Below are 21,612 nucleotides of genomic sequence, written 5' to 3' on the forward strand. Positions count from 1 at the left end.
CCGCGCCCTTCCGGCAATCAAGGTTCAAAACCGGTGTCAGGCTTGCATCACTCCGCATTGCTGTTCAAGCTGGCCCGCAGGAGACGTGCATGAACCAAGACCTGATCCCAAGTACGCTGACTGACCTCTATAACAACATGGTTGCGGCTTTTTCCGCGCAATTTGCAAAGCTGCTTGATCTGATCGTCACGCCGGGCTGGCGACAATATCAACTGCTCATCATCCTGTTGCTGTGGGCGCTGGCTTTGCTGCTGAAATTCCTGACCCAGTCTAGATGGGATGCCTGGGCCCGTTCACGCACGGGATGGCCGAAATGGCGGCTCCGGGTTCTGGTACAGTTGATGCGGCGGTTGGCGCTGGTCTACTTCATCCTGCTTTCGTGGGCATTGTATCTGATCATGCAGCAGCTCACCTGGCCGTCGCGCAGCTATATCATCGGGGTGATAGCTACGCTGGCGGCGGCATGGCTGGCAATAGCACTGGTCGCGAGACTGGTCCAAAACCGCACGCTTCGCCGGATTTTCAAGTGGGCAATGTGGATCTACGCAACGCTAGTCGCGCTGAATCTGACAGATGATGTCGCGGGTTTTCTTGACGGAGTGGCGATTTCCATCGGGGACCTGCATATTTCGGCCCTTGGTATTCTCAAAGCCACATTGCTGATTGGCATCCTGCTGACACTGGTCCGTATCGGCACGCGCGCAGCCGAACGCGCATTGCAAAGCAATGACGACATAACCCCGTCCATGCAGGTGCTATTGTCAAAAGGCATACAGGTTCTGCTTTACGGGGCAGTCTTTATGGCTGCGATCCGAACGTTAGGGTTCGATCTGACCGGCATCGCGCTTTTGTCCGGCGCCATCGGCGTGGGTATCGGGTTCGGTTTGCAAAAAGTGGTGTCGAACCTGATATCGGGGATCATCATCCTGATGGACCGCTCGATCAAGCCGGGCGATGTGATCTCGTTGGGGGATACGTTCGGTTGGATCAACTCGCTTGGCGCGCGATATGTGTCGGTCGTAACACGGGACGGGCGCGAGTACCTGATCCCAAACGAAGATCTGATTACCAACCAGGTGGTGAACTGGTCGCATTCCGACCGGTTCGTGAGATTGGATCTGGATTTTGGTACCAGCTATGACGACGATCCGCATAAAGTGCGCGCAACCGCAATCATGGCGGTAAAGGCGGTTGCCCGGGTCCTGAGCGGCGGCAAACATGAACCGGTTTGCCACATCACCGGATTTGGTGACAGCAGCGTGGACTATGTGCTGAGGTTCTGGATCAGCGACCCGACAAAGGGGCTGACCAATATCCGGGGCAACGTCTATCTGGCGCTTTGGGACGCATTCAAGGAAGAAGGCATCTCGATCCCCTTCCCGCAGCGCGAAGTCCGGCTGTTGTCGGAAGGCGCAACTGCGCAACAGATCATCACAGAGTAAGCGTCTGTGGACGCCCTGCAGCGTGCATTCATTGAAATGTTGCATTCCTCTTGCTACCTAATTAGTACCCCGGCGCCGGGGTTTCGCGGCGCGCAGCAAAGGAGGATTATGTCCTGTCTCTACATACACAGGCGGGTTTGCCCGCCGATGATGGGGTCAACATAATGGCCCACTCTCAGTCAATCAGCGACAAGCTGCTTGAACGAATCCTTTCCTCACTTTCCGATGACAAGGCCGAAGACGTCGTGCAGATCAACCTGCAGGGCAAATCATCGGTTGCGGATCACATGGTGATTGCCTCGGGTCGGTCGACCCGTCAGGTTTCGGCCATGGCGGAAAAGCTGACGGATCGCATCAAGCAGGAATTCGGTTTCACCTCGAAGGTCGAAGGCAAGGACACCGGCGACTGGGTGCTGATCGATACGGGCGACGTCATCGTCCATATCTTCCGCCCCGAAGTGCGTGAATTCTATCAGCTGGAAAAGATGTGGCTGCCTCAGGGCGGCAGCGCCTCGGCGAACTGAGGCGCCATCCCGGCCTGCATTAACAGGCCGGAGGCGAGAGAGATATGCGTATCAGCATAGTTGCGGTCGGGCGATTGCGCGCCGGACCCGAGAAGACACTGCTTGACGATTACCTGACCCGTTTTGACCGGACCGGCCGTGCGCTGGGCCTTGGGCCTGCGCAGGTGATCGAGGTTGAAGACAAGAAAAACGCAGGCATGGCAGCCGAGGCCGCGCTGCTACGCAAGGCCCTACCCAAAGGGGCAGTGTTGTGCACGCTGGATGAACGGGGGCGGGTCATGTCCTCGCCCAATTTCGCGAAGAAGCTGGGTGATTGGCGCGACGCGGGTCGGCAGGACCTGGCATTTGTTATCGGTGGCGCGGATGGAATCGACCCAGTTTTGCGGGCCGAGGCGGATTTTTCCATTTCATTCGGGTCGATGGTCTGGCCCCATATGCTGGTCCGTGTGATGCTGGCCGAGCAACTTTACCGGGCCGCGACCATTCTGTCAGGTGGCCCCTACCACCGGGTCTGACATGGCGCAGCTTCTGATCGTTTATCACTCTCGCACAGGCGGTGCCCGGCAGATGGCCGAAGCGGCGGCCGAAGCAGCGCGAGGTGAGGCTGACACAAAGCTTATTCCAGCCAATCAAGCCGGGCCGGAAGATCTGCTGGCTGCCGATGGCTACATCTTTTGCGCGCCAGAAAATCTGGCGGCAATTTCGGGTCTGATGAAGGAATTCTTCGACCGCTGCTACTACCCGGTGCTGGGAAGACTAGAAGGCCGACCCTATGTGCAGATGATTTGCGCAGGATCAGATGGCGAAAACGCCGCCCGTCAGATCGCACGGATAGCCACCGGTTGGCGATTGAAAGCTGTTCAGCCTCCGCTGATCATTTGCACCCATGCGCAATCGCCCGAGGCCATATTGGCCGAAAAGACAATCCCGCAAGACCAGCTGGATCAATGCCGCGAGACAGGAGCCGCTTTGGGTGCGGGTCTGGCCATAGGTATTTTCTGAGGGTCAATCCAGTTTGACAACCGTGGTGCCTCCATTCCATCCATCGACGATGCACCGTGCCTGAATTTGCACCTGGTTCTGGCCTTTTGGAATGACCACCCCACCCAAAGAGCGGGTAAAGGGTTGTTCGGTTTCGTGTGGATGGACCAGCACGCGCATTCCCAATTCGTTTCCATCCATATCCTGAACACGCCAGCCGTCGGCGTAATGATCCCAACCCGTATCGGAATGCCGGATCGTTACATCGAACCGCCATGTATCGCCGTTCGCACTAGTGCGGACCTGCTCGATTGTTGGCGGGTCGGCAAGGGCAGGGCTGGCCATTAAGGCACAGAGAATAAAGTATCGCATCGCACCAGTGTAGCCAGTGAGGTAGCGCATCGGTATCACGTATCCGTGCTGGCGGCTCGGGCCATCAGTATTTCCCGGGAATGTGAGGCGAACTCGCGCCGATACAAGACGCCAAACGTGACCGCTGTGCCCAAAATGAGCGCGACAGGTCCAAGAAACCACGCCAGCGATGCCAATGCAAAATAGGTGGCGCGCAGGCCACGGTTGAAGCTGCGCGCTGCGGTGACACAGATCTCGGCCGCCTGACCGGCGCGGGGATAGGTTTGCGGGTCTTCGGGGTCATTGGGAACTGCAGCCATCAACACGGCGCAATACCCGAAAAGGCGGTGCGCCCACACATATTTCAGAAATGCGTTGGCCAGCAGCAATACGACGAAAAGGATCTTGATCTCCCAGACCATTGCCGGAACACTGCCGATGGCAAGGTCGATTGCGACGCCTGCCAGTCTTTCAGTGTTGCCCAGCAGGGCCAGCCCGCCCCCGATGGCAATCATCGTGGTCGACGCGAAAAATGTACTGCCCTGCCGCATGGCCGCCACGACTTGCGCGTCGAACATGCGCGGTTGGCGGGTCACCATCTCGCGCATCCAGTCGCGCCGGTAATCGTCCATCATGAGGGCTACGGATTGTCTCTGCGGCGACGGATGTTCGATTTTCCACCCGATCCACAGCCACGCACCCAGCAGCAGAAGCAGTGATGCATAGTCCAAAGGGGCAAAAAGAGCGGCGCGTTCGATCCAGGTCATGGCCGCGACAGTAAGGCCGGGCATGGGAACTTGCCAGAGTAAGAAATTGGTAATATTATTTTACCAAAAGGAGTGATGCCATGGAGATGCCAAAGCCAAGCCCGGATGTTCTGAGCCGGAAATCTGCGCTTGTTGCGCGGCTGTCGCGGGTTCTGCCCGAAGATGTGATCATCCATGACCCCGCCGAAACCCGCGCTTACGAGTGTGACGCTTTGACAGCCTATAAATGCCCGCCGATGCTGGCCGTGCTGCCGTCAAGCACACAGCAGGTTTCGGACGTTCTGCGCATTTGTCATGACGAAAACGTGCCTGTGGTGCCGCGCGGCGCGGGCACTTCATTGGCCGGTGGAGCCTTGCCCACGGCGGATTGCGTCATTCTGGGCGTCGCACGGATGAATGAGGTGTTGGAAATCGACTACGACAACCGCTTCATCAAAGTACAGACGGGTCGCACCAATCTGAGCGTTACCGGCGCGGTCGAAGAGGAGGATTTCTTCTACGCCCCTGATCCGTCTTCGCAGCTGGCCTGTGCCATTGCTGGCAATATCGCGATGAACTCAGGCGGTGCGCATTGCCTCAAATATGGGGTGACAACAAACAACCTCTTGGGCGTGACCATGGTCATGATGGACGGCAGCGTTGTCGAAATTGGTGGTGCGCATCTGGATGCACCAGGTCTGGACCTGTTGGGCGTCATCTGTGGGTCCGAAGGTCAACTGGGAGTGGTGACCGAGGCCACGTTGCGTATTCTTCGCAAGCCCGAAGGCGCACGACCGGTTCTGATGGGTTTCAATGACAATGAGGTTGCGGGGCAGTGTGTCTCGGACATCATCAAATCGGGCATATTGCCGGTTGCGATCGAGTTCATGGATACCCTGTGCATCAGGGCCTGCGAAAACTTTGCCCATGCCGGTTATCCCGATTGCCATGCGCTGCTGATCGTCGAAGTGGAGGGGTCTGACGCTGAAATCGATTATCAGCTTTCGAAAATCATCGAGATAGCCAAACGCCATGACCCCGTTGAATTGCGCGAAAGCCAGTCGGCCGAGGAAAGCGCCAAGATCTGGTTGGGTCGGAAATCTGCATTCGGTGCCATGGGACAATTGAACGATTATATGTGTCTGGATGGGACGATCCCGGTGTCAGCCCTACCAACCGTTCTGCGCCGCATCGGAGAACTGAGTGAAGAGTTTGGGTTGCCGGTCGGAAATGTGTTCCACGCAGGCGACGGAAATATGCATCCGCTGATCCTGTTCGATGCCAACAAACCCGGCGATCTGGAAAAATGCGAAGCTTTCGGGGCAGAGATTCTGAAGCTGTGTGTTGACGAGGGCGGCTGTTTGACTGGGGAGCATGGTGTGGGGATCGAAAAGCGGGATCTGATGTCTCATCAATATTCACCTGCCGACCTTGAGGCGCAGATGGCGGTTAAGGACGTTTTCGATCCCAAATGGCTGCTGAACGCGGCCAAAGTGTTTCCGCTCGACGTGTCGGAGCCGCGGCGAATGGCAGCAGAATAAGGGGGCGCTGCCCCCTTGCCCCCGGAGTATTTTTGAAAAGATGAAGCCAATGAGACCTGAGACTGAGGCCGATCTGGCAAAGCTGGTGGCCGGGTTGGAAAACCCTGTACGCATTGTCGGAGGCGGGACGCGTGGAATTGTCGGTCCGCATGCAGAAATCGAAACCGGAGCTTTGCGCGGTATCACGCTATATGAACCCGGGGCGCTGACCCTTGTTGCACGGGCAGGGACGCCTTTGGCAGAGATCACGGCGGCGCTGGAAGCAGAGGGCCAGCACCTCGCATTTGAGCCGATGGACCATCGCGGTTTGCTGGGAACACAGGGTGAACCGACCATTGGCGGTGTCGTCGCGGCCAATATTTCGGGCCCTCGACGGATTCAGGCCGGGGCCTGCCGGGACTTTCTGCTGGGGGTGCGCTATGTCGATGGGCGCGGGCAGGTGATCAAGAACGGTGGCCGCGTCATGAAGAACGTCACCGGGTACGATCTGGTCAAATTGATGGGCGGGTCCTGGGGTACTTTAGGGGTTTTGACCGAGGTCTCGCTGAAGGTGCTGCCCAAACCGGAACGGGCGGCAACATTATCTGTTGCGGTTCGGGATGCTGGTACTGCGGTTCGGGTGTTGTCCGCTGCACTGAGATCGCCGTTCGAGGTAACCGGGGCTGCGTATGATCCCGACGCCGGGAAAGCCCTGCTTAGGGTCGAAGACTTCACGGATGCGGTCGCATATCGTACAGGCAGGTTGACGGCTGAACTGTCCCGGTTTGGTGAGATTTCAGAGGAAGCGGATGCAGACACGCTTTGGGCTGGTATCCGCGATGCTCATCCGTTTCAGGGGCAGGACGGGGATGTCTGGCGGCTTTCAGTTAAACCCGGAGATGCGGCCGAAGTTTCAGCGCGTGCTGAAGCGGATCAGTTGCTTTTTGACTGGGGCGGCGGGCTTGTCTGGCTGCGCGTCCCGAAAGGTACGGATCTGCGCGCGCGGCTTGATGTGTTTTCCGGCCACGCGACACTTGTGCGAGCGGATGCAGAAACGGTCGCGCGACTGGGGCGCTTTCAACCAGAGAACGCGGCCGTCTCGACCCTGACAAATGGATTGCGCGCGAAGTTTGACCCACGTGGTTTGTTCAATCCGGGACTGATGGGATAGGTTTATGCAGACATCATTCACAGAACGGCAGTTGCAAGACCCGGCAACCAAACGCGCGAACGAAATTCTGCGAAATTGCGTCCATTGTGGATTCTGCACGGCAACATGTCCGACCTATCAGGTTCTTGGCGACGAGTTGGACAGCCCGCGCGGGCGCATTTATCTGATCAAGGATATGCTCGAAAACGAGCGGCAGCCCGACGAAAAGACGGTCAAACATATCGACCGGTGCCTGTCCTGCCTGGCTTGCATGACCACTTGCCCATCAGGTGTGCACTACATGCATCTGGTCGATCACGCGCGTGAATATATCGAGGCGAATTACAAGCGCCCTTTGACGGATCGCATTTTGCGTTGGGTTCTGGCGCGGATCCTGCCCTATCCGATGCGCTTTCGCTGGGCCTTGATCGGGGCTAAACTGGGTCGCCCGTTCCGGTTCTTGATGCCAGATGCCCGGTTGCGTGCCATGCTGGACATGGCGCCAATGAACATTCCACCGGTCAGCCGCAACGATGATCCACAAAACTTTGCGCCCGAAGGCGAGCGGAAAAAGCGGGTGGCCCTGATGACGGGATGCGCGCAGAAAGCGCTGAATACCGACATTAATGACGCCACGATCCGTCTGCTGACCCGGCTTGGATGTGAGGTTGTGGTGGCTGAGGGTGCTGGATGTTGTGGAGCACTGACCCATCACATGGGCAAGGTGAAAGACAGCCATGCAGCCGCAATCGCCAATATCAGGGCCTGGATTCGCGAGATGGACGGCGACGGATTGGACGCCATCGTGATCAATACCTCGGGCTGTGGGACGACAGTCAAGGATTACGGGCATATGTTCCGAAACGACACGCTCTCGGATGATGCTGCGCGGGTCTCGGGTATTGCGATGGATATCAGTGAGCTGGTTATGCAGCTGAATTTGCCCGAAGGGCGTGATCAGGACCTTACTGTTGCGTATCACGCAGCCTGTTCACTGCAACATGGGCAGAAGATCAAGACCTATCCCAAAGACCTGCTGAAACGTGCCGGGTTCAAAGTGGTCGAGCCCGCCGACAGCCATTTGTGCTGCGGTAGCGCAGGGACTTACAACCTCATGCAGCCGGAAATCTCGGGTCAGTTGAAGCAGCGTAAAATAAAGGCACTGGAGGTCAAGAAACCCGATATCATCGCCGCAGGCAATATCGGCTGCATGATGCAGATCGGGTCCGGCACCCAAGTGCCAGTCGTTCATACGGTCGAGCTGCTGGATTGGGCGACAGGGGGGCCAAAGCCACCCGCCTTGCAACGGGCAGAGGGCGCTGTTCCCATATTGCGATGAGCCGCCCTGATGCCGACCCGCATCATTTCCTCAGGAAATTCCCCTGTACACCGATCGCCCTATTTTCGCCCAACGGGGCACGTACGACAAACGCTTCAGAGTGAGTCTCCGGAGACCCGAGTGCGCAACTGGATTAAGGCGATTGTGCTTTGTGCTTTGCCGATGGCGGCTACAGCACAGGACACCAGGCTGGAAAGCCTGGAGACCTCGGATTCCGGGCGCGAATGGATGGCTGTCGGGCGTCTGGATATTGCCGGAAAAGGGTTTTGCACCGGAACGCTTGTGTCGCCGACCCTTGTGCTGACAGCTGCGCACTGCCTGTTTGACAAGGTTTCCGGGCAGCGGGTGAACCCGTCCGATATCGAATTTCTGGCCGGGTGGCGGCTGGGCCGCGCTCTGGCTTATCGAACGGCAAGACAAGCTGTAATTCACCCGGATTATCAATTCAGTGCCGAGTCGTCGACGGACCGTGTCGGCGCGGATGTCGCCCTGATCGAGCTTTGGCAGCCGATCCGCAACACATCGGTCATTCCGTTTGAATCAGGAGATCAGCCCCGCCGGGGTGCGGAGGTGGGTGTGGTGTCATATGCGCATGACCGGTCGGAAGCACCTTCGTTGCAACAGGTTTGTTCGGTCATGAACCGGCAGGCAGGCGTTATGATCATGTCCTGCGACGTCGATTTCGGATCTTCAGGGGCACCGGTTTTTTCCTTTACAGGCGCGCGCCCTCAAATCGTGTCGGTTGTGGCGGCAAAGGCCAGCATGGATGGCCAGAGCGTTGCGATCGGCACTGCGGTTGAACATTCGCTGCAACTGCTGCGCGACGAGCTGTCTGCCGGGCATGGATTTGGATTGTCGACCTCCGGTTCAAGTACCGGCAAGAACGTCGGTGCAAGGTTTGTCAGGCCATGACCAAGGTCTTATTAATTTTACTTTTGGGCCTGAGTGTTCTGGCGACCGCATCCCATGCGCAAGCCAACAAACGCAAGCTGACAGACCGGGATGACCTTTATGGTTGGGAAGCAATCGGGCGGCTGGATGTGCGCGAAGAGTCCTATTGCACAGGTACGCTGATCGCGCAGGACATGGTGCTGACCGCTGCCCATTGTGCTGTGGACCGCCGTACCGGGGAAACATACGCGCCCAAAGACATCACGTTTCGTGCGGGTCTGAGCAACGGCAACGCGTTGGCCGAACGTCAGGTCACGCAGATTGCGGTTCTGCCCGGCTACGCTTCAAATAACCCGCTTTCGCACGAAGGTGTTCGGATGGATGTCGCCCTGATGCGGCTGAATGAGCCCATTCCGTATTCGATTGCCGATCCTTTCGTGTTGCACAGCGGGCGAGTTTCGGGAAACGAGATCAGCATAGCCTCGTATGGGCGCGGACGATCCGAGGCGATCACGCGCGAAAGGTCGTGCCGCGTATTGGATCGCAGGCAGGGCCTGATCACATTTGATTGCGACGTCACCTTCGGGTCTTCCGGATCCGCCATTCTGGTAAAAAACGGTTCGCGCTGGCAGGTTTTGTCCGTGGTTTCAGCGGTAGGCACCAACGGTCGAAGAAAGGTGGGGTTCGGCATGGAGCTTGACGGAATAGTGGCCGAGCTCAAGTCCATCATGCGGCGCGATGCGCCAAAACCAACAGCTACGATCCGCCGGTTACAGGCTGGGTCCGGCGCGTCCGGGTCTGGCGCGAAATTCATCAGCTCCGGCGGGGGTTGAACTCGGTCAAATCGCTTCCCATGTCACTGATATCGGATCGCCACAACGGGGTCCGTCATCAACATTGGTCCGTCCAGCCGGAGGGCCAGATCGTGAATCGCTCAAAAATGAGGATATGACACATGCGTACATTTGATTTTGCACCGCTGCACCGCGCCACCATTGGCTTTGACCAGATCGCCGACATGATGGATCGTGTTCTGACCAATGATGTGGCACAGCCAAGCTATCCACCCTACAACATCGAAAAAACCGATGTCGACACTTACCGTATCTCGGTGGCCGTCGCCGGTTTTTCAGAAAGCGACCTGTCCGTTGAAGTGAAAGAAAACGCGCTGGTTGTTGCAGGTAAGAAGGCATCCGAGGACAAGAGCCGCAGCTATCTGCATCGCGGCATCGCAACCCGCGCGTTCGAGCGTCGCTTTGCGCTGGCCGATCACGTCCGTGTCACCGGTGCAAGCCATGAGAACGGAATGCTGAACATCGACCTGAAGCGCGAAGTGCCCGAGGCACTGAAACCGCGCCGGATCGAAATTACCTCGGCTAAAGCCATCGAAAAAGATGTGGTTGACGCCAAGGCCGTGAACTGAGGCTTTGAAAGCCTAGCGGCAGTCTCCTCCTCCCGGACTGCCGCAACACCCGCGCCCCGCGTTCCTCCAGACGCGGGGCGTTGTTTTTTTGATGAAAACGCCTTTGCATATCAAAGCGTGGGCCCGGTAAACTCCGCTACACTAATCGCGAACCTGTGCTAGAACTTGCAGATGTCGACGACATCCACGCAGACTAGACCGGCTATTCCTCAACCGCTTGCGGTTGTTGGCGTTCTTTTCGCTTCAATTTGTTTCGGGCTTGTTCCCTATTTCAGCAGGGGGCTGACCGAGCAGGGCGTCGCACCTTTCGCGGTCGCATTCTACCGCTACATCGTTCCGGCGGTTTTGTTACTGCCAGTTCTCGTCGTACATCGAACAGCCTGGCGCGAGATTTGTTGGGGTCTTGCGGTCGGAGTGGTGATGGGGCTTGGCTGGATCGGATATGTCACAGCCCTAAAGACACTGCCCGCATCGACGGTGGGCGTGCTCTATATGACATATCCGGTTTTCACGTTGATCATTGCGTGGGCTTTGTTCGCCGATACTCCCACAAGGCGTGCGATTCTTGCTTCTGGTCTCATAATTCTGGCTGCCATCATAGCAGGCTCGCCAGCATCCGTTCCGGTCGAGCACATTCCTACGCTTTTAATCTCGCTGGCGGCGCCATTTGGTTTTGGCTTCGGGATTTCTGTTCTGGTCCACAGGTTGTCCCGAATTGCGCCACTTGCACGTATCGCCTCGGTGTCTCTGGGATCGGTACTTGGGCTTTTGCCTTTGATGCTGAATGCAGACGTTTCCACGCTGCTTCCTGAAGGTCAGTCCGATTGGGTTCTGATCATTGGAATTGGATTGGTCACGGCGCTTGTGCCGCAGCTTGTCTACACGATCTGTTCGCCGCTGATCGGCGCTTCTCAAACTGCGGTTGTCGGAAGCATTGAATTGCCCACGATGTTTGCAGTCGGGTTCTTTGCGTTTGGAGAAGCGATCACAACTGCGCAAGCCATAGCCTGTGCTTTGGTCTTAGGGGCGATTGCAATAACCAGAAGTCGGGTGACGCGCACCGTAACGACCGTGATAGCGAAAAACGAAAAGACGTAAGTTTGGGATCGTATCGAGCCCCATACGAAAAGTTCCTGCGATGCTTGCGCGTGGGGAATTCATGCTTGGTGAAATAAGTTTATTTCCCAGCCGCCACCGGTCCGTTTGACCCGAACAACGCCTCGCCTGCGGGCAGAATGGCCACCGCCCCAAGGCGATGGCCCGCCAGATCAGACCGACATGCAGACGTATTTCATCTCAAGATAGTCTTCCATGCCGTGATGGCTGCCTTCTCGGCCCAGACCGGATTGCTTGACGCCGCCGAACGGGCCTAGCTCAGTCGAGATGATGCCGGTGTTCACGCCGACAATGCCATATTCCAGCGCCTCGGCCACTTTGTAGACGCGGCTCAGGTCCTTTGCATAGAAATACGAGGCCAGTCCAAAGATCGTGTCATTCGCCATGGCGATCACGTCATCTTCATTCTCGAACTTGAACAGCGGTGCCAGCGGGCCAAAGGTTTCATCCTGCGCCACCATCATGTCCTGAGTCACGCCGGTCACAATGGTCGGCTGAAAGAACGTACCGCCCAGACCGTGAGGCAATCCGCCGGTCAGAACGGCGCCGCCCTTGTCCGTGACATCCCTGATATGCTCTTCCACCTTGGCGACCGCATCGGCATTGATCAGCGGGCCGGTTGTGGTGCCCTCAGTCAGACCGTCGCCGATTTTCAGGGCTTCAACTGCCGCTTTCAGTTTGGCAGCGAACGCGTCGTAAACACCGGCCTGTACATAGATGCGGTTGGCGCAGACACAGGTCTGGCCGTTATTGCGGAATTTGCACAGCATCGCGCCTTCGACGGCTGCATCCAGATCGGCGTCATCAAACACGATAAAGGGTGCATTGCCGCCCAGTTCCATCGAGCATTTCATGACCTGATCAGCAGCTTGCCGCAGCAGGATACGCCCCACCTCGGTCGAGCCGGTAAAGGTCAACTTGCGCACACCGGGGTTTTCGCAGAACTCCTTGCCGATCTCGCTGGCCTGGGATGAAGGCACCACGTTGAAGACACCAGCTGGCACGCCGGCTTGTTCCGCAAGAAGCGCCAGAACCAGCGCGGACAGTGGTGTTTCTGCCGCCGGGCGGGCAACAAAGGCACACCCCGCCGCCAGCGCCGGCCCTGCCTTGCGCGTGATCATGGCGTTTGGAAAGTTCCAGGGTGTGATCGAAGCCGCCACACCAATGGGCTGTTTCAGCACCATGATCCGCTTGTCGCGCTGATGTCCCGGGATGGTCTCGCCATACACTCGCTTGGCTTCTTCACCGAAAAACTCGATGAAGGACGCGCCATAGCCGATTTCGCCGATGGCCTCAGCCAGCGGTTTACCCTGTTCTGCGGTCAGGATCTTGCCCAGATCTTCGGCGTTCTCCATCATCAGGTCGAACCAGCGCCGCAGGATCACGGCACGTTCCTTGCCGGTCAGCTTGGCCCATTCCTTTTGCGCGGCTTCGGCCTGTGCGATTGCTCCGGCAACCTGCGCGCGGCTGACATCGGCCACTTTGGCCACCACATCGCCCCGGGCCGGGTTGGTCACGTCGAACGTTCCGTTGTCACCATCCACCCACTGACCGCCGATATAGGCTTTGGTTACAAGCAGGCCTGGGTTCTTCAGAATTGATTTTAGATCAGTCGTTGCGTCCAGCATGTCATTCTCCGCGCAGAAATTGAGTTGGCGCACCCAATCAGGTGTTGAAGGCTTTGTCTATGGCCACTGATACAGGTCGATCAGCCCAGTTTTGATCAAATTATTTTCGGACCTAATCGTTGCAGCATAGTCGCAGCGTTGAGTTCTACGTCAGGTTGCGATCACGCGGCTTTTCTTTCCACCCCAAGTTTGCCAGAGTTTGCGTGATTTTTGGACTCAAGGGGATGTAAATGACCGTAACATTTCCTATCTTATTGGGTAATTAAAGAAAAAAAGGACAGCAGAGATGTCGAACCAGCAATTCGAAGCGCTCATCAAAGAAACGCAAACGAAAGTGCGCGAAAGCCAGTCGCAGATTGAGGGGCTGACCTCGCGCATCGAAGCGGCGCGGGCCAAGATTGGAACGGCCGAGGCCGATATCGACATCGAAAATGCCACGCTCGAGGATGTTCACGCCCACACTGAGGTGATGAACGCCAACATCGCCGAGCTGATCATGGGTCTGGACGATGTTACCAACGCGTTTTCCAAGGATTTCGACGAGATGCGCTCGAAAACCGGGTGGGAATCGTTTGTTGGCATCTTTTCCAAGGGAAAATCCGAGTCGCTGCGGCAAGAGCGGATGCGCACGGCCAATATCGACGACAAGTTGCAGGATCTGATCGCCAAATCCGATGTGATCGTGAAGCTGCTGCAAGGGCAGCTGACCGTGCTGGAAGAACAACGCGTAAAGGTCGAGGACAACCTGACAGGCACGCTGGATGACCGTGAGGCAACCGTGGCCGAACTGGAAGCATTGCGGGCCGAGATTCAGGGCATGGACCCGGCGATTATCACGCTCGAAAACAAGATCAGCGTTGAACAGGACGCCGCCGCGCGCACCCAGCTGGAAACTCAGCTGGCCGAACTGAACAAGCAATACAACGCCAAGGTTCAGGAAGAGCAGGTCAAGTTGGCCAAGTCTCAGACACTGGAGCGTTATATCGAAAAGGGTAAGACCTGGGTCGATTCGCTCCAGAACCAGGCGGCGACGCAGATGGTGCTGATCAACAAGCTGCAGACAGACACGCAGCAGCGCGTGGTGCTGTATGACGCCCTGACAAAATCGCTGAAAACCGCGCAGCAGCAGGACGTGGCCCACCGCATCAACGAGATCGGTGTGCAGACGGATCAAGAGGCGCAGACGGCGATGGCCGCCATCGGCACCGCGACCAACCAGAAAATGGCCGACATGCTTGAGGCGCACGAGGACCACATGGTCTTTGCCCGTGACGTTCTTGAGAAAAAGGCCAAGGCGGATGAGCGGTTTGCGCGCCGGTTTGCCTCGATTGTCGAGAAGCATGATAAGAATTTGTATGGGGGATGAGTGCGTGCGTTATTCTGCGCGAGAAATCTCTCTAGCCGTATTGGCAGTTATAACGGTGGCCCTAACGATTGCGTTTGGCGTCGGGCTGATTGCAAATATCCCAACTCTAAGTGTGGTTGCGATTTGGACCATGCTACCCAGTCAGCTTCTGATTGCTTACTTTGTGAAATCCTCATCAGACGCTGCTGAGGGTTGGGGGGGCGAGTTTACATTTGGAAAAGCAATCTTCTCAAAAGCTCTCTGGCGAAAGTATAGAAAGGAGTGGGCATTGCCTTTTGCAGGTATGTTCCTAGGAGCTCCACTGTTTTTGCGGTGGGGGTTGCCGGTGAGCGGCGTTGTTGGGCTCTACCTCTTCATTTTTGTGGCTCAACTTGAAGACTGCAGGGCAAAAATTTCCGCTCGCGTATGCGCAAATGACTAACCCCAGCCAAGACCATGTCGGCTTGACTGACACCTTCGCCTCGCGTCGCTATTTCCGCAAATTTGAGGTGATCACTGTCCATCTTCTGCGTGTGGCCGCGACGATGGAGGCGGAGGGCGCAATCAGCAAGCAAGAGGTGCGGATCGTATCGCGCTACCTCTCGGGGTTGCTCTACACTTTCCGCGCGCTGTCGATGAAATACCTGCTGGTCGGGCGCGATACGGGGCGGTTCTTTGGCAGCCTTGCAATGGACAAGCGCGACAGCGGGTTTCCGGTGGCGGCCGAGTTGCTGACCATGGCCAATGACGCGCAGCAGGCGCAGGTGCATCTGGCGAATATGCCCTCGGAAGATGACCTGAAAACCGACATGGTCCGCACGATCATCGGCGACCGGGAAATCCCCACCAAACTGCAATTTGCGCTGTCACAAAGGCTCTATTATGAAGAGTTGCTGAAGGGTCAGCTGTTCTGGGCCCGCAACGATCCTGAGTGCCACTGGATCGGGAATGAGGGCGAGCGGCGCAAGTTCATGATCCACTGGGCGGTCTATGACAGCCAGATCAACCTGCCCGTCATCTATCTGATGCAGCTGGAGGACACAGGCAAAACCGCCCTGCCCAAGGACCAACGCCGCTGGCCTGAGGTGCAGGCTCACCTGATGGCGCAGTCTTTAGGCGGGCTGAAACTGGTGACCATCGCCAAGGGCTTTGATCAGGATTTCAACGACCTGCACCCCAAACACCTGCGACGTATTCACGTGGGGCCGATGTATTCTTCGGCCTTTACCGAACAATCCGGCCCCTTGCGGCAGGTGCTGGAGGATGCGCAATCTCCGCAAGGTCAGGATTGGGCGCTGGCCTGGACCACCGAAGAGTTGCACAGCGAAGAGGTCATCGAGGAACGCGCTGGCTGGTTTTCAACTGTCGAGCGTGAGGTTTTTGCGCTGGATCCTTTCGGCGGGCAGGGGGCCGAGACCGGGGCCACCCGCACCCAACGGTCGATCATCTTGCCACAGCGCCCGTTTCAGGTGCTGGCCGAACGCAACCCGCCGGGATTTGCAGATGTGCGCAAGTTCGTCGTCAGCAATGCGGGGCAGGTTTTGAGGTACTAATTTTCGCCTTCGGCGAGAGTATTTTTGAAAAGATGAAGCAAGGGCGGTTTTTTAGATGAGTTTGACGTCAGATCAGATGGAATTGCGCGAAGACGATATTCGCAAGCATTATCCGGCAGCGACCGCTTTGCTGAATGGGTTCGAACATGCGCCGCGGATCGCCAAAGCCGTGGAAACCACCGTTGAACGCTCGCCAGGCGTGTCAACCGGTCGGCGGTTTCGCTCGACGACACCGGGGTTGGTGACACGCCGGACCGTGCGCGCAGACGGGGTGCATCTGGTTGAGAGGATCGAAGCCTCGGACGATGGTGACGCCTTGGTTTCGCCGCCGCAAGCGACTGCACAACAGGTGATCCGCCGCGCCGTCGCAATCGCTCTGGCCGTGGCGGACACTTATGCGGAACAGACCCCGCTGGCCGATCTGAAACGGGCAAACCTGGCCGGGGATCTGCCCGCCGCACGGAAGACCGAGTTTTCAGAGGTACTGACAGCCGAAGCGCTGATCACGTTACACACGTTCGGCAACGCGCTGGCTTATCTGTTGTCCTCGCATCTGGGTGAGACCACGGTTGATATTGGTGAGATCGAAGAGGTCCTGACCGACAACGGCCAACTTGCCCTGCATGGCGCCCTGTGGGAACTGGATCAGGTGCTGGCCAAATACGCCTTGGAGGATGCCCACCTGATCGCGGCCACCAGCGCCTATGCCGAACAACTGATGGAGAAGTCAGCCCTGCGCGCAGGGTCCACAGGTCATCTGGCCCCGTTCCAGAATGCGGCCTGGCATATTGAGGCGGATGATCTGACGATACGGGGGTTCGAGCCCGCTTCAAAGGCAAAATCCACCACCTTGACCATGACGTTCAAGAAGCCGAACGAAGTGGTCGGCAACCATATCGCCAAGTATCAGGCGATGAAGTTAGCCAAGATGGTAATGGCCTATGACTTCGATCGCCGCCTGAACCCGTTTGCCGAACTTGGCGGGTTCATCTTCACCTTCATGGGTGACGGCAAACCGGGCACCGGCAAGACCACACTGATCCAGATGATGGCCGGGCTGATCAACGAGTATTGCCAGAACGCGGGCTATCCGTTCCGCTATCAGAACCTGAGCACGGATAATATCGACAGCTATCAGGGCAAATCCGGCCAGAACGCCAAGGCCTTTATCAACACGATCATCGACCCGTCGGTCATCGGGTTCGGCACCATCGACGATATCGACCAGCTGGCGGGCAAGCGCGGCGACCGGCAGTCGTCAGCCGGGCAGCTGGAGATTACCGCCGTGCTGATGGAAAGCTTTGCCGGTGCCAATACCGTCGTACGCGGCAACTGCACCTTTGGCATGTTCTCGAACTACCCCGAGAATGTGGACGACGCCCTGCGTCAGCGGGCAGGCGCACGGTTTCTGGTGGACGGGCCGCAGACGCGCGAGGATTACATCGACATCCTGCACCTGCTGATGGGTCGCAACCACGACATCCCGCTGGGCGAACACGAGGCTTACGCCGCGCAGGAAATCAAAAAGGCCGTCGCCGCCAGTTTCGAAAGCCATTCCCGCCCGCATGAGGATGCTTTGTTGCAGGTCTATGACCGGGTCTCGGGCGAGATCGGTCAGATGGACACAATTGCCAAGCTGGGTACCTACCTCAAGGCGATCCAACAGGCGGATGAACGGTTCACCGGCCGTGCGATCAAGAACATCACCGACGCGGTCAAGGTCCGCGCGATGGATTTCGAACTGCCCGACGAATGGATGGAAAACCCCGACCTGTTCCTGTTCCGCGACTATGACACCAAGAAGGCCATGATCGAGGACCTGCGCCAGCCGATCACGGTCGAGATGGTGATGCAGGAGATCAATCGCTACGCCGACAGCGAGTTCCGTTACGCCGACAAGAGCGACGAGGTCGCCATCGAAAACGCGGTGCGTGAGATGGGCCGGATGGAAGAGGCCAAGCGGCGGTATCTGGAGGGGAAGGGATGACCTATACCTCGCTGTTCGTCGCAATAGCAGTTGGGTGGGTGGTGCCCTACGCGATATGGTTTTTGGCACCAATTGTCAGAAGGTCCAAGGTTCTGCACGGATCGGTAGCAGCCTTGTTGGTCCCGCTAGTGAATTTGCTGATTTTATATACTTTGAAATCTCTGAGTCTTATATCTGTCGAGAGCATTCCACTCTGGCCGATGGCGATGTTCTCTTCAACCACCTCGATTGGCGTAATCATTGCAGTAGTCGTAAGATTGCACATGCAGAAAGAGGCGTCATGAGCGTCTGGTGTAAACGTCAAAAGGTCATCGCGGCGCAGCCGCGACGCGCCCGACCCGCCCACGTCGTGCCGAAGGCACGCCTTTGGCGTGACGGCGGGCGCGTTCCGCACCCAACCTCAGGCCGGGCGCATCGCTACCGTTGCGCGGGAAGGCAAGGGTCATGATCCGCCTCATCAAAAAAGGCCTGATGTTCGGCAACCTCGTCCACATCTCCAGCCCGGCCTTAGTCGAGAGGTATAACCGCGCGCTGCAGCATCTGGCGGGCAAGACCACTCAGCTTTCGGATTTTCATGTGGATATCTCGGGCTATTCGCCGGAGGTGGGGATTGAGTTGGAGGACGAGCTCTACCTCAACCCCAACGGGGTCAACCGGCAGTTCATCCTGCTGACGACCGAGCAGAAACGCGCGCCTTTGCTGAACGTCAAGTTCTCGACCTCGCGCGATATCCTGCGCGAGTTTATCGAGATGAATGAAGCGCATTTGTTTGCCCTGACCGCCACTGATGCGGTGGCCGGAGAGCTGGTGAACTCGGTCTTCAAGCTCAGCAGTCCCCGTGATTTGTTTAATCTGCGCAAGATCGAGATTGAGGCCGACACCGCAGGCGGCACCTTGCGCAAGGCGCAGCAGCTGGCGGGCATGGTCGAACAATTCAAAACCGCCGAGGACGCCTGGTTCGACGATGTGCTGATCGCGAAGATGATAGAAACGGCCAAGGAAACCGGCGACGTCACGCGCAACCCCGTCCATCTGCGCCACACGGATTTTGAGCAACGCAATTTCTGGACGGCGCATTTCGGCGGGCTGTACCTGTTCCCGGATCTGGACCACCCGGCGGCGATCTGCATGGGTGACAAGCCTGACGATTTGCCGATCAAATACGTTTTTGACCCGTCGCAGCGGAACCAGATTGCAAAGTTTCTGGATTACAATGATCTGGTCGAACCCATCGTTAAGGCGCGCGGCGTGGATGCGGCCGCGATCCTGCAGCAGAAGATGGATTTCCTGACTGTCGACGCGGCAGCGGATGCAGATGTCGACCTGACCGGACTGGACCGAAGCGATATGCGGCGGTTGGCGCGCAATCACTCGGATCGCTTGCCCGAAGCCTATCACGGCCTTGCGCAACTGCTGCGCTGGGCAAGCGACGGGGGGCCGTGGCCGCGTATCACGTCGGATCATCCGGCTTATTTCTACACTTTGCGCGCCGCTGACACGCCGAACCGTGATCTGGTGAATATGCTGCTGGCCGAATTGGCCCCGCTGGATCCACGCCAGATGTTCATCTGCCACAAAGAGCTGTTCTATAACACCTATTCCAGATGGCCCGAGAGCAAGAAAGCCTATGTTGCCGACTTCCTCGCGCGCGAGTATCAGGTGGACAAGCAAGGGGCCCGTGCCGCGCTGTTCGGCCATGAGCCGGACATGAGCGGCGAAGACCGGGTCAGCGATGACATAATCGCGCGGGTCGGTCCGTGGGGTTCGGTAAGGAAAGGCTGAGATGTTCGGGTTATTGCGCCTTTTGCTGATCTTGTTGGTGATCCAAACGATCGCCTATGTCGCGCTGTCTTTCTACTCGCGCGGGATACGCCGTCGTAAACTGGAAAGCTGGTGGGACGAGAAGGGCAAGTCGGGCAATAAGGACGCCTTTGTCGAACGCGGGTTGCATGTGTATGACAATTCGTTCCGGCGCAAACTGATCCTGGGTGTCTATATTGTGCCATGGGTGGCGATTGGCGCGCTGATCTACATCGTGAATTACATGTGAGGGTTTAGGCATGGCCTACGTGAAATGGGCGTTCATCATCATCTTCTGGGGAACGATCGCTGCGGTCCTGCAATACTCGCTGCCGCAACACGACGTTGTGCGTATCGTAAACACCTACGAAGAGCGGCAGGATCTGAACGACTGGACACGGATATTCTGGTCCGAACCCGAAGACCAATCGACCAGCCTGTCTAACCGGGATGTGCAATTCATTCAGGCCGTGCGCGAAAATGGCAAGCCGATCGTGTACCGAAACGAAGACACCGGGTGGGGGTGGCCACCCTACTTCAAGTTCGACACGGCGAACCTTTACACCGAAGCTAATGATGCGAAATCGACCAAGGAAAACCCGAAATGGGTGGTCGTGACCCATTACGGGTGGCGCAATGAGTTCATGTCGATCTTTCCCAACGCCATTTTCATCAAACATGTGGAAGGGCCGGATGCGCAGGTCATTCCCTGGTTCAACATCATTTTCTTGACAATTTTTGCCGCGCTGGTCTGGGCGGTTTGGGTGCGCTGGCGCAGGTTCCGGAAGGCCCGAATTGATCCGATGATTGAGAATGTGGAAGACGGCTTTTATGCTGCCGGCGACGCGATTGAAGAACGCCGAAACAGATTTCAGCGCTGGCTGGACAGCTGGAAGTCGAAATAGGCCTTAACGTCGCGGGCATGTTCTCAGCACGCCCGTTGGGCCAGAGATGCCGGCTACCTGACGACAAATTCTGCGTGCAAGGCACCCGCCGCCTTGATGGTTTTCAAGATGTCGATCATATCCTGGGGCGACACCCCCAGCGCGTTCAGGCCTGCGACAACCTCCGACAGGGTCGTAGCTTCGGGGATTTCGGCAAGGCCAGTTCCTTCTTCCTCTTCGATCCCCGCAATAGTGCGCGGCACGATTACTGTTTCGCCCTTGGCAAACGGGTTGGGTTGCACGGCAATCGGCGCTTCCTGAACTGTCAGGGTCAGATTACCCTGAGAGACAGCCACACGCGATATCCGGACTTCCTGCCCCATAACGATAGTGCCGGACCGCTGATCGACCACCACACGCGCTTTTGCTTCCGGCTCGACCAGAATATTCTCGATACGCCCGATGGCATGGGCCGTTGATACTGCCTGCGTTGCAGCAATGTTGAGCTCAACCGTGCCTGAATCGCGCATGATTGCCACAGCTCTGTTGAACTCGGTATTTATGGCGAATTCGATACGCGCGGCCGTGGTGAAATCGGGTTCTCTCAATGCCAGGCGCATTTGGGTCAGAGTTGACAAGTCGAACTCAATTTCACGCTCAACACGCGCGCCGGACGGGATCACGCCCGAGGTTGGCACCCCGCGCACGACCGACGTGGCCTCTCCTTCAGCGGAAACGCCACCCGCAAGGATTGTGCCTTGTGCAACCGCATAGATTTGCCCGTCTGCTGCGTTAAGTGGGGTCATAACCAGCGTCCCACCCAATAGGCTGTTTGAATCGCCTATCGCCGAAACCTGTTGATTTCCGCTGAGAAGTGACCCGGTAGGCCCCAAAATTTTCACTGAGAATTGACCCATGTGAACAACTTGCCC

The 21,612-nt window shown here is 57.4% G+C and carries 22 protein-coding genes and 1 pseudogene; 18 read left to right on the plus strand and 5 right to left on the minus strand.

Annotated elements, in window-relative coordinates:
- Window positions 1-89 precede the first annotated feature (89 nt).
- The 4 genes from AC2FLU_RS20145 (at window position 90) to AC2FLU_RS20160 (ending at window position 2,968) form a co-directional block, all read left to right on the plus strand.
- Entirely contained in the window at window positions 90-1,442 is a 1,353-nt protein-coding gene (locus AC2FLU_RS20145; RefSeq protein WP_496808267.1) for a mechanosensitive ion channel family protein, read from the plus strand.
- A gap of 164 nt (window positions 1,443-1,606) precedes the next feature.
- Window positions 1,607-1,966, plus strand: coding sequence for a ribosome silencing factor (gene rsfS, locus AC2FLU_RS20150; protein ID WP_209599225.1), 360 nt, complete (start codon window positions 1,607-1,609; stop codon window positions 1,964-1,966).
- Between the two features lie 44 nt (window positions 1,967-2,010).
- Window positions 2,011-2,481, plus strand: coding sequence for a 23S rRNA (pseudouridine(1915)-N(3))-methyltransferase RlmH (gene rlmH, locus AC2FLU_RS20155; RefSeq protein WP_496808268.1), 471 nt, complete (start codon window positions 2,011-2,013; stop codon window positions 2,479-2,481).
- 1 nt (window position 2,482) lies between these two features.
- Window positions 2,483-2,968 (plus strand): flavodoxin family protein, encoded by a 486-nt coding sequence (locus AC2FLU_RS20160; RefSeq protein ID WP_480474704.1) that lies wholly within the window; start codon window positions 2,483-2,485, stop codon window positions 2,966-2,968.
- Window positions 2,969-2,971: 3 nt separating this feature from the next.
- Here the strand turns inward: AC2FLU_RS20160 and AC2FLU_RS20165 are convergent, their stop codons facing one another.
- Together AC2FLU_RS20165 and AC2FLU_RS20170 are read right to left on the minus strand one after the other, a co-directional pair.
- Window positions 2,972-3,319 (minus strand): hypothetical protein, encoded by a 348-nt coding sequence (locus AC2FLU_RS20165; protein WP_480476876.1) that lies wholly within the window; start codon window positions 3,317-3,319, stop codon window positions 2,972-2,974.
- Between the two features lie 35 nt (window positions 3,320-3,354).
- Window positions 3,355-4,065, minus strand: coding sequence for a DUF599 domain-containing protein (locus AC2FLU_RS20170; RefSeq protein WP_480476878.1), 711 nt, complete (start codon window positions 4,063-4,065; stop codon window positions 3,355-3,357).
- An 80-nt stretch (window positions 4,066-4,145) separates the two neighbouring features.
- Here AC2FLU_RS20170 and AC2FLU_RS20175 point away from each other — a divergent pair, with 80 nt between their 5' ends.
- The 7 genes from AC2FLU_RS20175 (at window position 4,146) to AC2FLU_RS20205 (ending at window position 11,465) form a co-directional block, all read left to right on the plus strand.
- Window positions 4,146-5,585, plus strand: a complete 1,440-nt coding sequence (locus AC2FLU_RS20175) for an FAD-linked oxidase C-terminal domain-containing protein (protein WP_496808269.1) — start codon at window positions 4,146-4,148, stop codon at window positions 5,583-5,585.
- Window positions 5,586-5,634: 49 nt separating this feature from the next.
- Window positions 5,635-6,735, plus strand: coding sequence for an FAD-binding protein (locus AC2FLU_RS20180; protein ID WP_480555302.1), 1,101 nt, complete (start codon window positions 5,635-5,637; stop codon window positions 6,733-6,735).
- A gap of 4 nt (window positions 6,736-6,739) precedes the next feature.
- Window positions 6,740-8,053 (plus strand): glycolate oxidase subunit GlcF, encoded by a 1,314-nt coding sequence (glcF, locus tag AC2FLU_RS20185; protein ID WP_480623307.1) that lies wholly within the window; start codon window positions 6,740-6,742, stop codon window positions 8,051-8,053.
- Window positions 8,054-8,173: 120 nt separating this feature from the next.
- Window positions 8,174-8,965 (plus strand): trypsin-like serine peptidase, encoded by a 792-nt coding sequence (locus AC2FLU_RS20190; protein WP_480520066.1) that lies wholly within the window; start codon window positions 8,174-8,176, stop codon window positions 8,963-8,965.
- A complete protein-coding gene (locus tag AC2FLU_RS20195) occupies window positions 8,962-9,777 on the plus strand; it encodes a trypsin-like serine peptidase (RefSeq protein WP_480474709.1) in 816 nt (271 codons plus the stop codon). The genes AC2FLU_RS20190 and AC2FLU_RS20195 overlap by 4 nt, the downstream gene beginning before the upstream one ends.
- Before the next feature lie 122 nt (window positions 9,778-9,899).
- Entirely contained in the window at window positions 9,900-10,367 is a 468-nt protein-coding gene (locus AC2FLU_RS20200; RefSeq protein WP_480474711.1) for an Hsp20 family protein, read from the plus strand.
- 171 nt (window positions 10,368-10,538) lie between these two features.
- A complete protein-coding gene (locus tag AC2FLU_RS20205) occupies window positions 10,539-11,465 on the plus strand; it encodes a DMT family transporter (protein WP_480520062.1) in 927 nt (308 codons plus the stop codon).
- Between the two features lie 170 nt (window positions 11,466-11,635).
- Here AC2FLU_RS20205 and AC2FLU_RS20210 read toward each other — a convergent pair whose 3' ends face one another.
- On the minus strand, window positions 11,636-13,111 hold the full coding sequence (locus AC2FLU_RS20210) for an NAD-dependent succinate-semialdehyde dehydrogenase (RefSeq protein WP_480555298.1): 1,476 nt from the start codon (window positions 13,109-13,111) through the stop codon (window positions 11,636-11,638).
- Between the two features lie 286 nt (window positions 13,112-13,397).
- Between AC2FLU_RS20210 and AC2FLU_RS20215 the strand changes: the two genes are divergently transcribed.
- Genes AC2FLU_RS20215 through AC2FLU_RS20230 form a run of 4 tightly spaced genes read left to right on the plus strand, consistent with a single transcriptional unit; the run spans window position 13,398 to window position 17,996 of the window.
- Window positions 13,398-14,477 (plus strand): coiled-coil domain-containing protein, encoded by a 1,080-nt coding sequence (locus AC2FLU_RS20215; RefSeq protein WP_267365200.1) that lies wholly within the window; start codon window positions 13,398-13,400, stop codon window positions 14,475-14,477.
- A 4-nt stretch (window positions 14,478-14,481) separates the two neighbouring features.
- Entirely contained in the window at window positions 14,482-14,898 is a 417-nt protein-coding gene (locus AC2FLU_RS20220; protein ID WP_480555297.1) for a hypothetical protein, read from the plus strand.
- Window positions 14,891-16,009, plus strand: coding sequence for a hypothetical protein (locus AC2FLU_RS20225; protein WP_496808271.1), 1,119 nt, complete (start codon window positions 14,891-14,893; stop codon window positions 16,007-16,009). Before AC2FLU_RS20220 ends, AC2FLU_RS20225 begins: the two co-directional genes overlap by 8 nt.
- Window positions 16,010-16,064: 55 nt before the next feature.
- Window positions 16,065-17,996: an AAA family ATPase gene (locus AC2FLU_RS20230; RefSeq protein ID WP_496808272.1), complete on the plus strand. Its 1,932-nt coding sequence runs from the start codon at window positions 16,065-16,067 to the stop codon at window positions 17,994-17,996.
- Between the two features lie 308 nt (window positions 17,997-18,304).
- Here AC2FLU_RS20230 and AC2FLU_RS20235 read toward each other — a convergent pair whose 3' ends face one another.
- A complete protein-coding gene (locus AC2FLU_RS20235) occupies window positions 18,305-18,442 on the minus strand; it encodes a hypothetical protein (RefSeq protein WP_496715773.1) in 138 nt (45 codons plus the stop codon).
- Here AC2FLU_RS20235 and AC2FLU_RS20240 point away from each other — a divergent pair.
- Genes AC2FLU_RS20240 through AC2FLU_RS20250 form a run of 3 tightly spaced genes read left to right on the plus strand, consistent with a single transcriptional unit; the run spans window position 18,441 to window position 20,701 of the window.
- Window positions 18,441-19,778 carry a DUF6638 family protein gene (locus AC2FLU_RS20240; protein ID WP_496812094.1) on the plus strand — a complete coding sequence of 446 codons (1,338 nt, stop codon included), beginning with the start codon at window positions 18,441-18,443 and terminating at the stop codon, window positions 19,776-19,778. The genes AC2FLU_RS20235 and AC2FLU_RS20240 overlap by 2 nt on opposite strands.
- 1 nt (window position 19,779) lies before the next feature.
- Entirely contained in the window at window positions 19,780-20,046 is a 267-nt protein-coding gene (locus AC2FLU_RS20245; RefSeq protein WP_480474728.1) for a hypothetical protein, read from the plus strand.
- Window positions 20,047-20,056: 10 nt separating this feature from the next.
- Window positions 20,057-20,701 (plus strand): DUF1523 family protein, encoded by a 645-nt coding sequence (locus tag AC2FLU_RS20250; protein ID WP_480520045.1) that lies wholly within the window; start codon window positions 20,057-20,059, stop codon window positions 20,699-20,701.
- A 53-nt stretch (window positions 20,702-20,754) separates the two neighbouring features.
- Here AC2FLU_RS20250 and AC2FLU_RS20255 read toward each other — a convergent pair.
- Window positions 20,755-21,534 (minus strand): annotated as a pseudogene (locus AC2FLU_RS20255) (flagellar basal body P-ring protein FlgI); the annotation flags it as partial.
- Window positions 21,535-21,612 lie beyond the last annotated feature (78 nt).

Source organism: Ruegeria sp. SAZD013 (assembly GCF_059612525.1).

What these genes read in the sequence shown, in the direction of transcription:
- AC2FLU_RS20145 (WP_496808267.1), top strand. Translation starts at nt 90, where the DNA reads ATGAACCAAGACCTGATCCCAAGTACGCTGACTGACCTCTATAACAAC.
- rsfS (WP_209599225.1), top strand. Translation starts at nt 1,607, where the DNA reads ATGGCCCACTCTCAGTCAATCAGCGACAAGCTGCTTGAACGAATCCTT.
- rlmH (WP_496808268.1), top strand. Translation starts at nt 2,011, where the DNA reads ATGCGTATCAGCATAGTTGCGGTCGGGCGATTGCGCGCCGGACCCGAG.
- AC2FLU_RS20160 (WP_480474704.1), top strand. Translation starts at nt 2,483, where the DNA reads ATGGCGCAGCTTCTGATCGTTTATCACTCTCGCACAGGCGGTGCCCGG.
- AC2FLU_RS20165 (WP_480476876.1), bottom strand. Translation starts at nt 3,319, where the DNA reads ATGCGATACTTTATTCTCTGTGCCTTAATGGCCAGCCCTGCCCTTGCC.
- AC2FLU_RS20170 (WP_480476878.1), bottom strand. Translation starts at nt 4,065, where the DNA reads ATGACCTGGATCGAACGCGCCGCTCTTTTTGCCCCTTTGGACTATGCA.
- AC2FLU_RS20175 (WP_496808269.1), top strand. Translation starts at nt 4,146, where the DNA reads ATGGAGATGCCAAAGCCAAGCCCGGATGTTCTGAGCCGGAAATCTGCG.
- AC2FLU_RS20180 (WP_480555302.1), top strand. Translation starts at nt 5,635, where the DNA reads ATGAGACCTGAGACTGAGGCCGATCTGGCAAAGCTGGTGGCCGGGTTG.
- glcF (WP_480623307.1), top strand. Translation starts at nt 6,740, where the DNA reads ATGCAGACATCATTCACAGAACGGCAGTTGCAAGACCCGGCAACCAAA.
- AC2FLU_RS20195 (WP_480474709.1), top strand. Translation starts at nt 8,962, where the DNA reads ATGACCAAGGTCTTATTAATTTTACTTTTGGGCCTGAGTGTTCTGGCG.
- AC2FLU_RS20200 (WP_480474711.1), top strand. Translation starts at nt 9,900, where the DNA reads ATGCGTACATTTGATTTTGCACCGCTGCACCGCGCCACCATTGGCTTT.
- AC2FLU_RS20205 (WP_480520062.1), top strand. Translation starts at nt 10,539, where the DNA reads ATGTCGACGACATCCACGCAGACTAGACCGGCTATTCCTCAACCGCTT.
- AC2FLU_RS20210 (WP_480555298.1), bottom strand. Translation starts at nt 13,111, where the DNA reads ATGCTGGACGCAACGACTGATCTAAAATCAATTCTGAAGAACCCAGGC.
- AC2FLU_RS20215 (WP_267365200.1), top strand. Translation starts at nt 13,398, where the DNA reads ATGTCGAACCAGCAATTCGAAGCGCTCATCAAAGAAACGCAAACGAAA.
- AC2FLU_RS20225 (WP_496808271.1), top strand. Translation starts at nt 14,891, where the DNA reads ATGACTAACCCCAGCCAAGACCATGTCGGCTTGACTGACACCTTCGCC.
- AC2FLU_RS20230 (WP_496808272.1), top strand. Translation starts at nt 16,065, where the DNA reads ATGAGTTTGACGTCAGATCAGATGGAATTGCGCGAAGACGATATTCGC.
- AC2FLU_RS20240 (WP_496812094.1), top strand. Translation starts at nt 18,441, where the DNA reads ATGATCCGCCTCATCAAAAAAGGCCTGATGTTCGGCAACCTCGTCCAC.
- AC2FLU_RS20235 (WP_496715773.1), bottom strand. Translation starts at nt 18,442, where the DNA reads ATGACCCTTGCCTTCCCGCGCAACGGTAGCGATGCGCCCGGCCTGAGG.
- AC2FLU_RS20245 (WP_480474728.1), top strand. Translation starts at nt 19,780, where the DNA reads ATGTTCGGGTTATTGCGCCTTTTGCTGATCTTGTTGGTGATCCAAACG.
- AC2FLU_RS20250 (WP_480520045.1), top strand. Translation starts at nt 20,057, where the DNA reads ATGGCCTACGTGAAATGGGCGTTCATCATCATCTTCTGGGGAACGATC.